Below are 12221 nucleotides of genomic sequence, written 5' to 3'. Positions count from 1 at the left end.
GTCAGTCGAAACGCTCGCCGGGGCCGGGGTCGACGCCGGCGACACTGGCCTGCTGGTGGTCGATCGCCGGAAGCAGCTCCCGCACGGAGGCGGCAAGAACTCGACTGTCAATGGAGCGCAGCGTTTCAAGAGATACCCCCGCGAGATCGACCAGGCTGGACTCGACGGCGGCCACAGTCGGCTCCATGACGGCCAAACCCCTTCCCCCCGGCTCGTTGGATGCTGGCTGCTCACATCCTCCTGATGATGACCCACCGCGCGGGGGATGAAACCCCGCACCCTGCCGGGCATGCGATATCAGGTCACTGTGCTCACCGGGTGCGGCGGTAGCGCCGGGCCAGTGCCGCAGCCTCCCGGTCAACGCGGGCCACCCCGACGGAGTCGCCCTCCAACAACCGTATCGCCTCCAGCAGTTGATCCAGTGTGCCCGGATAGTGCAGACACGTCCGCAGGATCCCGAACACGTCGGGGCGCAGAGAGTCCGAGCGGGGGCTCATGGCGGCGATCGCCGGGTCGATGCCGGACAGCACCAGATCGAGGGTGGTGCGCCGGGCGACGGAGGGAAGGGCGGTCAACGCGCCGGCCAGGCCGTTCAGTGCGCCGAGCGGAATGTCGACGGGCAACTGGGTGAGGGAGGCCGGGGCCGAGGGGGCCTCCCGGCCGGGGGCGGGATGTGTCAGGTCGGCCGCGGACAGAGGCAGTCCGGCGCAGGCGTGCAGGGTGGTGAGTTCCGTCCGGCCGAGCAGGGCGTACCAGCGGCTCACCCGGACCGCGGCGAGGCGGCCCAGTCCGTCCGATCGGTGATGTGCGCCGACCAGGCCGACGAGGGTGCCGTCGTGCCAGACGGCCGCACCCGACATGCCCTCCCAGGGGGAGTGGTCCGGGTCCGGGTCGGCGGCGGGCGGGGTGACCGCGAGTTCCAGCGTGCCCTCGCGGCGGTTGGACAGCACGGAGGTCAGGCCGGTCGCATGGCAGGAGTCGCGGTACCGGGAGGGCGAGCCGTCGTCCAGGAGGTGTGTCCGGTCGGTGCGCATTTTGAAGCGGGGGTAGCCAAGCGCGCTGCACGGCAGATGCACGTCCGTGTCGGGGAGACCGCCGTAGGCCGGAGGCTCGACCGGCGCGGCGTGGGGGCCGGGCGGCGGCTCCTCGGTGATCTCCAGGAGTGCCACGTCCGCGGGGACGGAGGCGAGGACGACCGTGGCCCGAGCGGTCCACTCGTCGGCGCGGTCCGCCTCGAACCGGACCCGGGTGGCGCCTTCCTCGGCCTGACGGACGACGTGCGCGGCGGTGAGCAGCCAGCGGGGCCCCACGCGGTAGCCGGAGCCGCGCCGCTGCGGCTTGCGGGTGTGCGTGGCCGTTCGGACCATCACCTCCGCCACGCGGAGCGGGTCCAGTCCCTGATGCGCGTCCGGTGCTGCCACAGGGCTCAGTCCTTCCGTCCCGGGCGTGCCGTCCGGTCGCACAACTCCCTTGCGGGCCGATCCAGTTCTCTCACGCACAACGTTCTACCCGCCTCGCGCATCCGATCATCCGATTCGGAAAGATTCCGTGCGGTTGCGATAGGTGATGCCGGTGATGCACTAGAGTCGATCAAGTGGTCTGAAAACCGCTGAAAAGGTGGTATTGGATCGCATTTCAGTCCTATCCAGCATTCGGGGGCAGTGTCATGCAGGAATCGGTAGTCGACTCCGAGCTGGTCGATCTCAGCGGGGTGCCGCTCGATGCCTGGCCCGGCCTGGACCTCCCGTCGGCCGATGCCTGCCTCCGTCGTCTGCTCAGCCGGATCGACGATCCCGCGGGCAGTTTCGGTGGGTACCAGCCGCCGCGCGAGGTCTAGGCGCCCGCCGTGCAGCACACCTCCGCACGTACCCCTGCGGCCCACACCCCCACCCACCACACCCTCCCCCCCTCCTCCTTCCACGAACTGCTGGCCGGAGGCGGCGGGGTGGCGGCCGTGGATGCCCTGTGTGCCGGTGAGCGAAGTTGGCGGCTGCTGGTCGTGCGGGCGTTCCTGGACGCGGCCGCGGGGGTGCCGGCCGGGCCGTTGCCGTCGGTGGTGGACGGGTGGCGGCTGCTGGTGCGGGCCTGGGAGGCGGACGCGCGGGCTGCGGAGCGGGTGCTGGCGTATCCGGCGGTCGGTGTCTGGGCCGCGCACACCCTGCGCCGGCTGCGTGGCAGCGCCGAGGACGACGCGCCGCTGTGGGTGCACACCGGACACCTGCACGCCCTCGCGGCGAGCGCGGCGATCCTCGCGGGGCTGGAGTTCCGTACCGACGTCCCCGTACGGCACGGGTGGGCGGTCCTGCCGCTCGTCGGGGCGATGCGGGTGGACGGGACCGGCTGGAGCACCGCCGAGGTGGCCGCCGACGGCGGACGGGTCACCGTCGCCGGGCGGGCCGTGCCCGGGCCCGGCTGGCACACGCCGGCCGAGCTGAGCGCCGACGGATGTGTGCTGGTCCTCGACGACCTCGACCCGTACCGCGTGCTGCGCGGCCCCGCCGCGCCCGAGCCGCTCGACCGGGCCGACGACTGGCGGGAACTGTTCGCCGGAGCCTGGGCCGTGCTGCGGGAGACCGGGGCGGAGGAGGCCGGGGCGCTGGCCCGGGGACTGTCCGTGGTCGTGCCCCGGCCGCGCGCCGAGCGGTTCCGGCCGCACAGCGCCTCCTCCGGCGACGCCTTCGGTGCGGCCCTGGCCTCCGTGCCGGACGACGCCGAACAGTTCGCCGCGACGCTGGTGCACGAGTTCCAGCACAACAAACTCAGCGCCCTCATGCACCTGTTCACCCTCCACGAGGACCCGGGCACCCGCCTGCGCTACGCCCCCTGGCGCGACGACCCGCGGCCGCTCGGCGGGCTGTTGCAGGGCGTGTACGCCTTCCACGGGGTCACCGGGTTCTGGCGGCGGCGCCAACACCCCCTCGGGCGGTTCGAGTTCGCGCTCTGGCGCGCCCAGACCGCCCACGCGCTGCGCTCGCTCGCCGACGCGGAGGAACTCACCGTCCTCGGGCGGCGGCTGGTCGCCGAACTGTCCGCAACGCTCGAACCCTGGCTCGCCGAACCGGTCGACGCCCGCTGCCGGGCCGCGGCCGACCTCGCCGTCTCGGACCACCGCGCGACCTGGCGGGCGTACCACCTGCGCCCCGACCCGCGGACGGTCCGCGCCCACGCGGAGGCCCTGGGGCGGGGTGCGCCGCCGCCCGCGTCCGACCCCGCCTCCACCCCCGCGCCCACCCTCGCGCCCGGCCGCCCGGCACGCGGTCTCGACACCCGGGCGGTGCTGCTGCGCCGGATCCTGGCCGAGCCCGCGGGCCTCGCCGGGCCGGACGTCCGCGACGACCCGGGCGCCGTCGTCGAAGGAGCCCGGCCGGAGGACGTAGCCCTGGTCACGGGCCGTGTGTCCGAGGCGCTCGACGCGTTCCGGGCCCGCATCGCGCGTGGCGACGGCGATCCCGAGAGCTGGGTCGGGCTCGGCCTGGCCGCCCGCGCCACGGGGAACCCCGCCGGGGCGGCCCTGCTCGCCGCCCCGGAACTCGCCATGGCCCTGTACGCCGAGGCCGGCGGCCGGGGGCGGGATCCGCTGGAGCTGCTGCGGGTGTGAGGGCGAGCCCGCCGTTCCGGCACCGGCGCGTCCCGAATCCCGGTGACGTTGCGGACGATACTGGCGGGTGTGAAGGGGCTCATGCGAATGGCCGGGGCCCGGCGGGCGGTGTGGGCGTACGTCCGCAGCGCCCCCGGCACCTATGTGTGGCTGGGGATCCTGTTCGTCACCACGGTCGCCCTGCACCACATGTCCCCCGAGTTCGAGCAGGAGTTCCTGCGCCGGCGGTCCACCAACATCCATGAGCTGTCGAGGCATCCCGTACGGGTGCTGGTGACGAGCGCGATGTGGATCGACGGCGGGTACTGGCTGCCGTACGCCGTGCTGTACTCCGTCTTCCACGCCCAGGCGGAGCGCTGGCTGGGGACCCTGCGCTGGCTGGTGGTGTGCGGGGCGGCGCATGTGCTGGCGACGCTGATCAGCGAGGGCGCGCTGGCCCGGGCGATCGGCGAGGGCCTCGCCCCGGCGTCGGCGGCCGACACCCTGGACGTCGGCGTGAGCTACGCGCTGGCCGGGGTCGTCGCGGTGCTCGTGTACCGGATCCGCACCCCCTGGCGGTACGCGTATCTCGCGGCCGTGCTCCTCGTGTACGGATACCCGCTGACCACCGGGCCGACCTTCACGGACCTCGGTCACTTCGTCTCCGTCCTCGTCGGACTGGCCTGCCGGCCGCTGGTCAGAAGGCGTGCAAGAGTACGGAATCCGAAGGAGACAGGGGCGGCCGGGCCGGGTTAACGTCCGGCCATGAGCAGCTCGGCAAGCGGTGTCGTCAGCGGTGTCGTCAACGGCGGGATCTCGTTCTGGTACGCGGACGACGGCCTCCCGGCGGTCCGGGAGCCGCTCGCCGGTGACACGTCCGCCGACGTCGTGATCGTCGGCGGCGGGTACACGGGACTGTGGACCGCGTACTACCTGAAGAAGGCGGCCCCGGACCTGCGGGTCACCGTGCTGGAGCAGCGGTTCTGCGGCTACGGCGCCTCCGGGCGCAACGGCGGGTGGCTCTACAACGGCATCGCGGGCCGCGACCGGTATGCCGCGCTGCACGGCCACGAGGCCGCCGTACGGCTCCAGCGGGCCATGAACGACACCGTCGACGAGGTCGTACGGGTCGCTCAGGCCGAGGGCATCGACGCCGGCATCCACCGGGGCGGTGTCCTGGAGGTCGCCAGGACACCCGCGCAGCTGGCCCGGCTGAAGGACTTCCACGCCCACGAACTGGCCTACGGGGAGAACGACCGCGAGCTGTACGACGCCCGGGAGACGGCCCGGCGGGTGCGGGTGGCCGGGGCCGTCGGGTCGAGCTGGACGCCGCACGGCGCCCGTGTGCACCCGGTGCGGCTGGTGAAGGGGCTGGCGGCCGTCGTCGAGGCGCTCGGGGTGGACATCCACGAGTCGACCCCGGTGACCGAGATCCACGCCGGACGGGCCGTCACGCCGTACGGGACCGTGCGGGCGCCGTACGTCCTGCGGTGCACGGAGGGCTTCACCGCCGCGCTGAAGGGCGAGAAGCGGACCTGGCTGCCCATGAACTCCTCGATGATCGCCACCGAACCGCTCACCGACGAGCAGTGGGCGGAGGTCGGCTGGGACGGGCGCGAGACGCTGGGCGACATGGCGCACGCCTACATGTACGCCCAGCGGACCGCCGACGGGCGGATCGCGCTCGGCGGGCGCGGGGTGCCGTACCGCTTCGGGTCGCGGACGGACCACGACGGGCGGACGCAGGCCGCGACGGTCGAGGCGCTGCGGGAGATCCTCGTCGGGTTCTTCCCCGCGCTGGCCGGGGTGCGGGTCTCGCACGCCTGGTCGGGGGTGCTGGGCGTGCCGCGCGACTGGTGCGCGACGGTCACCCTGGACCGGGCCGGCGGCCTCGGCTGGGCGGGCGGTTACGTCGGGTCCGGCGTCGCCACCGCCAACCTCGCCGGGCGGACCCTGTGCGACCTGGTCCGGCTGGACTCCGGCGAGGCCGGGCCCACCGCCCTGACCGGTCTGCCGTGGGTCGGGCACAAGGTGCGCCGCTGGGAGCCGGAGCCGCTGCGCTGGCTGGGCGTGCAGGGCATGTACGCCACCTATCGCGCCGCCGACCGTCGGGAGACCGAGCGGCACAGCGCCGGCTCCTCGCGGCTGGCACGGATCGCGGACCGGGTGGCCGGGCGCCACTAGGGCAGGCGCGTGGGAAGGGGCTGGGGGCGGGTGTCCGTCAGGCCACCGACTCCGGGGCGGCCGTCCGTGCCGCGGCCTCGTGCTTCGGCGGGCGGGTCGTCACCATCAGGCCCGCGACCAGGCCGGCCAGCAGCATGATCCCGGCGGCACACCACAGGGCGACCGTGTAGCCGTGGACGATGCCCTCGCGGGTGACGAGGTCCCGCTGGGCCGGGTCGGCGAGATGGGCCGTGATGTAGGCGGTGCCGCTGGTGGTGGCGATCGTGTTGAGCAGCGCGGTACCGATGGAACCGCCGACCTGCTGCGAGGTGTTGAGGGTGGCCGAGGTGACGCCGGCGTCCTGCGGCGCGACCCCGGCGGTGGCCGTAGAGAACACCGGCATGAAGGTCAGGCCCATGCCGAGGCCCATCAGGAGCAGCGCGGGCAGGATCTCGCTCGTGTAGGACGAGTCGACCGTCATCTGCGTGAGGATCACCATGCCGCCGGCGGCCAGGAGCATGCCGGGGACCATCAGCATGCGCGGCGGGACGCGGTTGATCAGCCGGGCGGAGATCTGGGTGGAGCCGGTGATGATCGCGGCGGTCAGCGGCAGGAAGGCGAGGCCCGTCTGCACCGGGGAGTAGCCGAGGATGACCTGGAGGTAGTAGGTCATGAACAGGAACACGCCGAACATGCCGATGATGGCCAGGCCCATGGTCAGGAAGCAGCCCGCCCGGTTGCGGTCCTTGACGACATGCAGGGGCAGGAGCGGCACCGGGGCCCGGCGCTGCCACCACACGAACGCCGCGAGCAGCACGATCCCGGCCGCGAACAGGCCCAGCACCAGCGCGTCGGTCCAGCCGCGCGACTCGGCCTCACTGAAGCCGTAGACGATCGCGACCAGGCCGCTGCACCCCAGCAGCACACCGGGCACGTCGAGGCGGGCGGGGTGGCCGGGGCTGTCGTGGAGCAGGGCGAGGGCGCCGAGGACGGCCACGATCGCGATGGGCACGTTGACGTAGAGGCACCAGCGCCAGTTGAGGTACTCGGTGAGCAGCCCGCCGACGATGAAGCCGATCGCGGCGCCGCTGCCGGCGAGGGCGCCGTAGATCCCGAAGGCCTTGCCGCGCTCTCTGGGGTCGGTGAACGTCGTCGTCAGCAGGCTGAGCGCGGACGGGGCCAGCAGGGCGGCGAACGCGCCCTGGAGGGCACGGGCGATGAACAGCATGCCCGAGGTGGTGGCCGCGCCGCCGAACGCGGAGGCGGCGGCGAAGCCGATGAGCCCGATGACGAAGGTGCGCTTGCGGCCCACCAGGTCGGCGATGCGGCCGCCGAGCAGGAGCAGGCCGCCGAAGGAGAGCGTGTAGGCCGTGATGACCCACTGGCGGTTGCCGTCGGACATCCCCAGTGCCCGCTGCGCGGACGGCAGCGCGATGTTCACGATCGTGGCGTCCAGGACGACCATGAGCTGGGCGAGGGCGATGATCACCAGGCCCCACCAGCGGTGTGGGTCGGGTTCCTGCCGCGGGGCGGCGGATTCACCTGTCCGGGTGACGCTCATTGGGCCAGAAGACCATGAATCGGGAGGTATTGCATCCCCGGACGGGTGATGCGGTCCGAGGCCGCGGACCGGTCGCCGGTCAGGGCTCCAGCACCACCTTTCCGGTCGTTCCCCGCGTCTGAAGGGCGCGGTGCGCGGCGGCGGCCTCGGCGAGCGGGAAGCGGTGCACGGCCGGGGTGAGCCGGCCCTCGGCGGCCTCGGTGAGGGCGCGCGTCTCCAGAGCCCGCAGACCGCCCGCCTTCTCCAGCATCACCGGCCCGAGCACCGACTCGGAGACACCCTCGACGAAGAGGCCCTGTGCGTCGCCGAGGCCTTCGGCCGACCAGCCGAAGACGATGTGCCTGCCCCGCGGGCCGAGGAGGGCGATCGCCTTGCGGGCGACGTCCCCGCCGACGCCGTCGAAGACGACGTCCGCGGTGCGGCCGCCGAGGAAGGCGCGGACCTTGTCGGGCCAGGCGGGGTCCTTGTAGTCGACGGCGAGATCGGCGCCGTTCGCCGCGACCAGCGCCGTCTTCCCGGGGCCGCCGGCCAGACCCACGACGGTGGCGCCGGCGTTGCGGGCGTACTGCACGAGGAGCGTGCCGATGCCGCCGGCCGCCGCGGGGACCACGGCGACCGTGTCCGGGCCGGGCTCGGCGAACTGGAGGATGCCGAGTGCCGTACGGCCCGTGCCGATCATGGCGACGGCCTGGGCCGGGTCCAGGTTCGCCGGGATCTCGTGCAGACGGCCGGCGTCGGTGACGGCCAGTTCGGCGTAGCCGCCGGGAGCGAAGCCGAGGTGGGCGACGACCCGCTTGCCGAGCCAGGAGTCCGGGGTCCCCTCGCCGAGCGCCTCGACCACACCGGCGACCTCGCGCCCGGGGACGGTGGGCAGTGGCGCGGGCTCCGGCGCGGGGCCCTTCATGCCCTCGCGCAGCGCGGTGTCGAGCAGGTGCACCCCGGCGGCCGCCACGGCGATACGGACCTGGCCCGGGCCGGGGGCGGGATCCTCGACCTGCTCGTAGGTGAGGTTCTCGGCGGGGCCGTAGGCGTGCAGACGGACGGCGTGCATGTGGTTTCCCCCAAAGAGTGCGGTCCTTCGGACTTCTGCGCTCCCACCCTCCGACCTCAAGTCTGGTCGAGGTCAAGGGCGGGCCGGGGATTGTCAGTGCCGGGGTGCAGCATGGGGGGATGGCGAGGACACGGGCAGGCGGGGCGGGCGGGGCGGGCAAGGCGACAGGCGTGAAGAGCGCGCGGCGGCCGGAGGTGCGGCTGCCGGCCCTGGAGCCGTACGGGGGCGGGGAGCTGGAACCCGACGGGGACTACGACGGGCTGGAGTTCCGCGAGACGGACCTCGCCGGGCAGGACGGCGCGGGCGCCCGCTTCATGGACTGCGCGCTGACCGGCTGCGCGCTGGACGGGACACGGCTGCACCACGCCCGGCTGCTCGACTCGGTCCTCACCGGCATCCGGGGCGTCGGCACCCAGCTCGCCGAGTCGACCCTGCGGGACGTGGAGCTGGTGGACGCCCGGCTGGGCGGCACGCAGCTGCACGGCGCCGTACTGGAGCGGGTGGTGGTCCGCGGCGGCAAGATCGACTATCTGAACCTGCGTCAGGCGCGGCTGCGGGACGTCGTCTTCGAGTCCTGCGTCCTGGTCGAGCCGGACTTCGGCGGGGCCCGGCTGGAGCGGGTCGAGTTCGTGGACTGCGCGCTGAGATCCGCCGACCTCACCGCGGCGACCCTGACGGACGTCGACCTGCGCGGCGCCTCGGAACTCACCCTCGCGGCGGGGGTGGACCGGCTGGCGGGAGCGGTGATCAGCGCCGGGCAGCTGCTGGACCTGGCGCCGGTGCTGGCGGGGCAGCTGGGGATCAGGGTGGAGGGCTGAGCGGGGGCCTGGGGAGGAGGGGCGAGGGGAAGGCCGGGGGAGCGTCAGGGGAGGGTCATGAAGGGAGCCCGGAGGGGGGTCACCCGACCCTCGGGAACTTCGCCTGGAGCGTCCAGATCGCCGGGTTCTCGCCCAGGTCCTCGTGCAGGTCGATCAGGTCGGCGAGCAGGTCGTGCAGGAAGTCGCGGGACTCACGGCGCAGTTCGGCGTGCGAGAAGGTGAGCGGGGGTTCCTCGGCCGGCATCCAGTCGGCCTCGATGTCCACCCAGCCGAAGCGGCGCTCGAAGAGCATGCGGTCGGTGGACTCGGTGAAGTCCAGCTCGGCGTACTGGGGGCGGGAGGCGCGGGAGCCCGCCGGATCCCGGTCGATCCGCTCCACGATGTCGCACAGCGCCCACGCGAAGTCGAGCACCGGCACCCATCCCCAGGCTGTGGACAACTCCCGGTCCGCCTTGGCGTCGGCGAGGTAGACGTCCCCGCAGAACAGGTCGTGGCGCAGGGCGTGGACGTCCGCGCGGCGGTAGTCCGTCTGCGGCGGGTCCGGGAAGCGGTTGGAGAGGGCGTAGCCGATGTCGAGCACGTAGGGATGGTGTCACGCCTCCTTGTCCGGACCCGCCCTCCCCATAGGATCTCTGACATGTCCCGATCCGTACGCCTTGTCCCGGCCGCCTTACTGCTGACCACCGCCCTCGCCCTCAGCGGCTGCGACGGGGGTTCGGAGGACGGCGCGCACCACGGTGCGTCCGGCGTGGGCGACCCGTACTTCCCGAAGGCGGGCAACGGCGGCTACGACGTCTCCCACTACGGCCTGACCCTCGCCTACGACCCCGACGGCGAGCGGCTGACCGGCAAGGCCGTGATCACGGCCCGCGCCACCCAGGACCTGGACGCGTTCGATCTGGACCTGACCGGCCTCGACGTCTCGAAGGTCGTCGTGGAGGGCCACGAGGCCGGCACCGACCGCGAAGGCCAGGAACTCACCGTCCGCCCGAGCGACCGACTGGCCGAGGGCGAGACCTTCGAGGTGACGGTGGACTACTCCGGCCGGCCCCGGACGATCACCGACCCGGACGGCTCCGAGGAGGGCTGGCTGCCCACCGCCGACGGGGCACTGGCGCTCGGCGAACCGACCGGCTCCATGGCCTGGTTCCCCGGCAGCCACCACCCGTCCGACAAGGCGTCCTACGACCTGACCGTCACCGTCCCGAAGGGGCTGACGGCCGTCTCCAACGGCGAGCTGAAGAGCCGGCGGACCAGCGGCGGGAAGACCACGTTCGTGTGGCACACCGCCGAACCCATGGCGAGCCACGCCGCCACGCTCGCGATCGGCCGGTACACGGTCACCCGGTCCACCACGCAGAGCGGTCTGCCGGTGTACGTCGCGGTCGACCCGTCGCAGGCCGAGGCGAGCCGCGCGGTGCTGGCCCGGCTCCCCGAGGTGATGGAGTGGGCGGAGAACAACTTCGGCCCGTACCCCTTCTCCTCCACCGGCGCGATCGTGGACCGCCCCGAGGACGCCGACTACGCCCTGGAGACCCAGAACCGGCCGGTCTACGCCGGTGCCCCCGACACCGAGACCCTCGTCCACGAGATCGCCCACCAGTGGTTCGGCGACTCCGTCACCCCGAAGTCCTGGGCGGACATGTGGCTCAACGAGGGCCTCGCCACCTACGCCGAGTGGCTGTGGACGGAGGACGAGGGCGGCCTCACCGCCGAGGAGACCTTCACCGACGTGTACGAGCACGGCGAGGAGGACTACGAGGGCCTCTGGGACTTCCCGCCCGCCGAGCCCACCGACGCCGAGGTGATCTCCGCCGACACCGTCTACCAGCGCGGCGCGATGGTCGTCCACCGGATCCGCGAGACCGTCGGCGACGACGCCTTCTACGACATCGTCCAGGGCTGGACCGCCACCCACCGCCACGGCAACGCGGACACGGAGGACTTCACGTCCTACGTGGAGCAACAGGCTCCGGACGAGGACTTCACCGAGGTCTGGGACGACTGGCTCTACGGGGACGGGAAGCCGGAGCGGCCCTGACGGTTGTCGTCGTGCTCGTCGTGCTCGTCGTGTTCGTCGAGCAGCCGGGCCAGTTCGGGTGGCCAGACCGGCTCGGGTGCGCTGCGCAGGTCCTCCCGCGTCCACCAGCGCCAGGTGAGGATGCCGTCCGAGGCGTGGGCGGCGGGGAGGTGGGGGCCGGTGGGCTCCCGGTGCGGGCCCCGCGTGACGTAGACGTGTTCGTGCTGGTGGACGGGGGTGCCGGTGTGGGTGAAGTCGTGCTCCCACGTGCACAGCAGGGGGCCCGGGGCGAGGTCCGTCCAGCCGGTCTCCTCCTCCAGCTCGCGCAGCGCGCCCTCGCGCGGTGACTCGCCCGCCTCCAGTCCGCCGCCGGGCAGCGCCCAGTGGACGCCGACCTCGACGTTGTCGTAGCGGAAGAGGAAGACGGCACCCTCGGGGTCGACCACGGCGATCCGGGCGGCACGACGGGGCGTGCGGCGGGGGGCGCCGAGGGGCTTGCGCAGTACGGCGCAGGGGCGGCCGAGCTGGAGGTCGGGGCGGTGGTCGACGATCTCGTAGCCGAGGGCGGTCCAGAAGGCCAGGCCCTTGGGGTTGGCGCCGAGGACGGCGAGGCGCACGGCGGTGCGGCCGGCGCGCCGGAACCGCTCCTCCACCTGCTCGGCGATGCGCCGCCCGTGGCCCCGGCCGTGGACGGAGGCGTCCACGAGCAGCAGTCCGATCCAGGGGTCGGGGTCGGCCGGGTCGGGATGCCGGGCGAGGGTGATCACCACCCCCACGAGGAGGCCCTCGCTGCGGGCGAGCAGAACCTCGACGCCCGGATCGGCCAGTTCCCGCGCGAGCGCGGCCGCGACCTGCTCGGGGCGGATGTCGTCCGGGTTGGGGAAGTCGCCGCTGAGCGCCTGGAACTCGTGGTTGGAGGCGTAGAGGGCGGTGAGTTCGGTGAGGAGGGGGCCCGGGATGTCGTGGTCGGGGGTGAGGGGGAGCGGGGTCAGCAGCATGGGACGGAGGGTAGGCGCCGCTCCGGGACTCCT

12 protein-coding genes are annotated in these 12221 nt (G+C 73.3%); 6 read left to right on the top strand and 6 right to left on the bottom strand.

Going from position 1 to position 12221, the window contains the following annotated elements; all coding sequences use genetic code 11:
• Nucleotide 1: 1 nt before the first annotated feature.
• Complete coding sequence (locus IE275_RS24025) at nucleotides 2-175, bottom strand: FxSxx-COOH-like cyclophane-containing RiPP peptide (RefSeq protein WP_189713446.1); 174 nt, start codon at nucleotides 173-175, stop codon at nucleotides 2-4.
• A 136-nt stretch (nucleotides 176-311) separates the two neighbouring features.
• A complete protein-coding gene (locus tag IE275_RS24020; protein ID WP_189713445.1) occupies nucleotides 312-1421 on the bottom strand; it encodes an effector-associated domain 2-containing protein in 1110 nt (369 codons plus the stop codon).
• Nucleotides 1422-1666: 245 nt separating this feature from the next.
• On the opposite strand from IE275_RS24020, the gene IE275_RS24015 reads away from it, so the two are divergent.
• From IE275_RS24015 to IE275_RS24000, 4 genes are all read left to right on the top strand, one after another.
• Nucleotides 1667-1837 (top strand): hypothetical protein, encoded by a 171-nt coding sequence (locus IE275_RS24015; protein ID WP_189713444.1) that lies wholly within the window; start codon nucleotides 1667-1669, stop codon nucleotides 1835-1837.
• A 9-nt stretch (nucleotides 1838-1846) separates the two neighbouring features.
• The gene (locus IE275_RS24010; protein ID WP_189713443.1) at nucleotides 1847-3598 is read left to right on the top strand and encodes an HEXXH motif domain-containing protein; all 1752 of its coding nucleotides are present in this window, start codon (nucleotides 1847-1849) and stop codon (nucleotides 3596-3598) included.
• Between the two features lie 81 nt (nucleotides 3599-3679).
• On the top strand, nucleotides 3680-4333 hold the full coding sequence (locus IE275_RS24005) for a rhomboid-like protein (RefSeq protein ID WP_189713442.1): 654 nt from the start codon (nucleotides 3680-3682) through the stop codon (nucleotides 4331-4333).
• A gap of 9 nt (nucleotides 4334-4342) precedes the next feature.
• Complete coding sequence (locus IE275_RS24000) at nucleotides 4343-5761, top strand: NAD(P)/FAD-dependent oxidoreductase (RefSeq protein ID WP_189713441.1); 1419 nt, start codon at nucleotides 4343-4345, stop codon at nucleotides 5759-5761.
• A 37-nt stretch (nucleotides 5762-5798) separates the two neighbouring features.
• On the opposite strand, the gene IE275_RS23995 is transcribed toward IE275_RS24000, so the two are convergent.
• Together IE275_RS23995 and IE275_RS23990 are read right to left on the bottom strand one after the other, a co-directional pair.
• Nucleotides 5799-7301, bottom strand: coding sequence for an MFS transporter (locus tag IE275_RS23995; protein WP_189713440.1), 1503 nt, complete (start codon nucleotides 7299-7301; stop codon nucleotides 5799-5801).
• A gap of 79 nt (nucleotides 7302-7380) precedes the next feature.
• Nucleotides 7381-8352, bottom strand: coding sequence for a zinc-binding dehydrogenase (locus tag IE275_RS23990; protein WP_189713439.1), 972 nt, complete (start codon nucleotides 8350-8352; stop codon nucleotides 7381-7383).
• Between the two features lie 119 nt (nucleotides 8353-8471).
• Here IE275_RS23990 and IE275_RS23985 point away from each other — a divergent pair, with 119 nt between their 5' ends.
• Nucleotides 8472-9170: a pentapeptide repeat-containing protein gene (locus tag IE275_RS23985; RefSeq protein WP_189713438.1), complete on the top strand. Its 699-nt coding sequence runs from the start codon at nucleotides 8472-8474 to the stop codon at nucleotides 9168-9170.
• Nucleotides 9171-9249: 79 nt separating this feature from the next.
• Here IE275_RS23985 and IE275_RS23980 read toward each other — a convergent pair whose 3' ends face one another.
• Nucleotides 9250-9750 (bottom strand): hypothetical protein, encoded by a 501-nt coding sequence (locus tag IE275_RS23980; RefSeq protein WP_189713437.1) that lies wholly within the window; start codon nucleotides 9748-9750, stop codon nucleotides 9250-9252.
• A gap of 57 nt (nucleotides 9751-9807) precedes the next feature.
• Here IE275_RS23980 and IE275_RS23975 point away from each other — a divergent pair, with 57 nt between their 5' ends.
• On the top strand, nucleotides 9808-11211 hold the full coding sequence (locus tag IE275_RS23975; RefSeq protein WP_189713436.1) for a M1 family metallopeptidase: 1404 nt from the start codon (nucleotides 9808-9810) through the stop codon (nucleotides 11209-11211).
• On the opposite strand, the gene IE275_RS23970 is transcribed toward IE275_RS23975, so the two are convergent.
• A complete protein-coding gene (locus IE275_RS23970) occupies nucleotides 11181-12188 on the bottom strand; it encodes a bifunctional GNAT family N-acetyltransferase/NUDIX hydrolase (RefSeq protein WP_189713435.1) in 1008 nt (335 codons plus the stop codon). The two genes, IE275_RS23975 and IE275_RS23970, sit on opposite strands and share 31 nt — an antisense overlap.
• Between the last annotated feature and the right edge of the window lie 33 nt (nucleotides 12189-12221).

The sequence above is a fragment of the Streptomyces phaeofaciens genome (assembly GCF_014648915.1).
Lineage (GTDB): Bacteria > Actinomycetota > Actinomycetes > Streptomycetales > Streptomycetaceae > Streptomyces > Streptomyces phaeofaciens.
The sequence above is the reverse complement of the archived record's forward strand: the minus strand, read 5'-3'. Positions and strand labels throughout refer to the sequence as shown.

Coding starts and splice junctions, on each gene's coding strand:
- IE275_RS23970 (WP_189713435.1), bottom strand. CDS start 12,188: ATGCTGCTGACCCCGCTCCCCCTCACCCCCGACCACGACATCCCGGGC.
- IE275_RS24005 (WP_189713442.1), top strand. CDS start 3,680: ATGCGAATGGCCGGGGCCCGGCGGGCGGTGTGGGCGTACGTCCGCAGC.
- IE275_RS24015 (WP_189713444.1), top strand. CDS start 1,667: ATGCAGGAATCGGTAGTCGACTCCGAGCTGGTCGATCTCAGCGGGGTG.
- IE275_RS23990 (WP_189713439.1), bottom strand. CDS start 8,352: ATGCACGCCGTCCGTCTGCACGCCTACGGCCCCGCCGAGAACCTCACC.
- IE275_RS23985 (WP_189713438.1), top strand. CDS start 8,472: ATGGCGAGGACACGGGCAGGCGGGGCGGGCGGGGCGGGCAAGGCGACA.
- IE275_RS23975 (WP_189713436.1), top strand. CDS start 9,808: ATGTCCCGATCCGTACGCCTTGTCCCGGCCGCCTTACTGCTGACCACC.
- IE275_RS24000 (WP_189713441.1), top strand. CDS start 4,343: ATGAGCAGCTCGGCAAGCGGTGTCGTCAGCGGTGTCGTCAACGGCGGG.
- IE275_RS23995 (WP_189713440.1), bottom strand. CDS start 7,301: ATGAGCGTCACCCGGACAGGTGAATCCGCCGCCCCGCGGCAGGAACCC.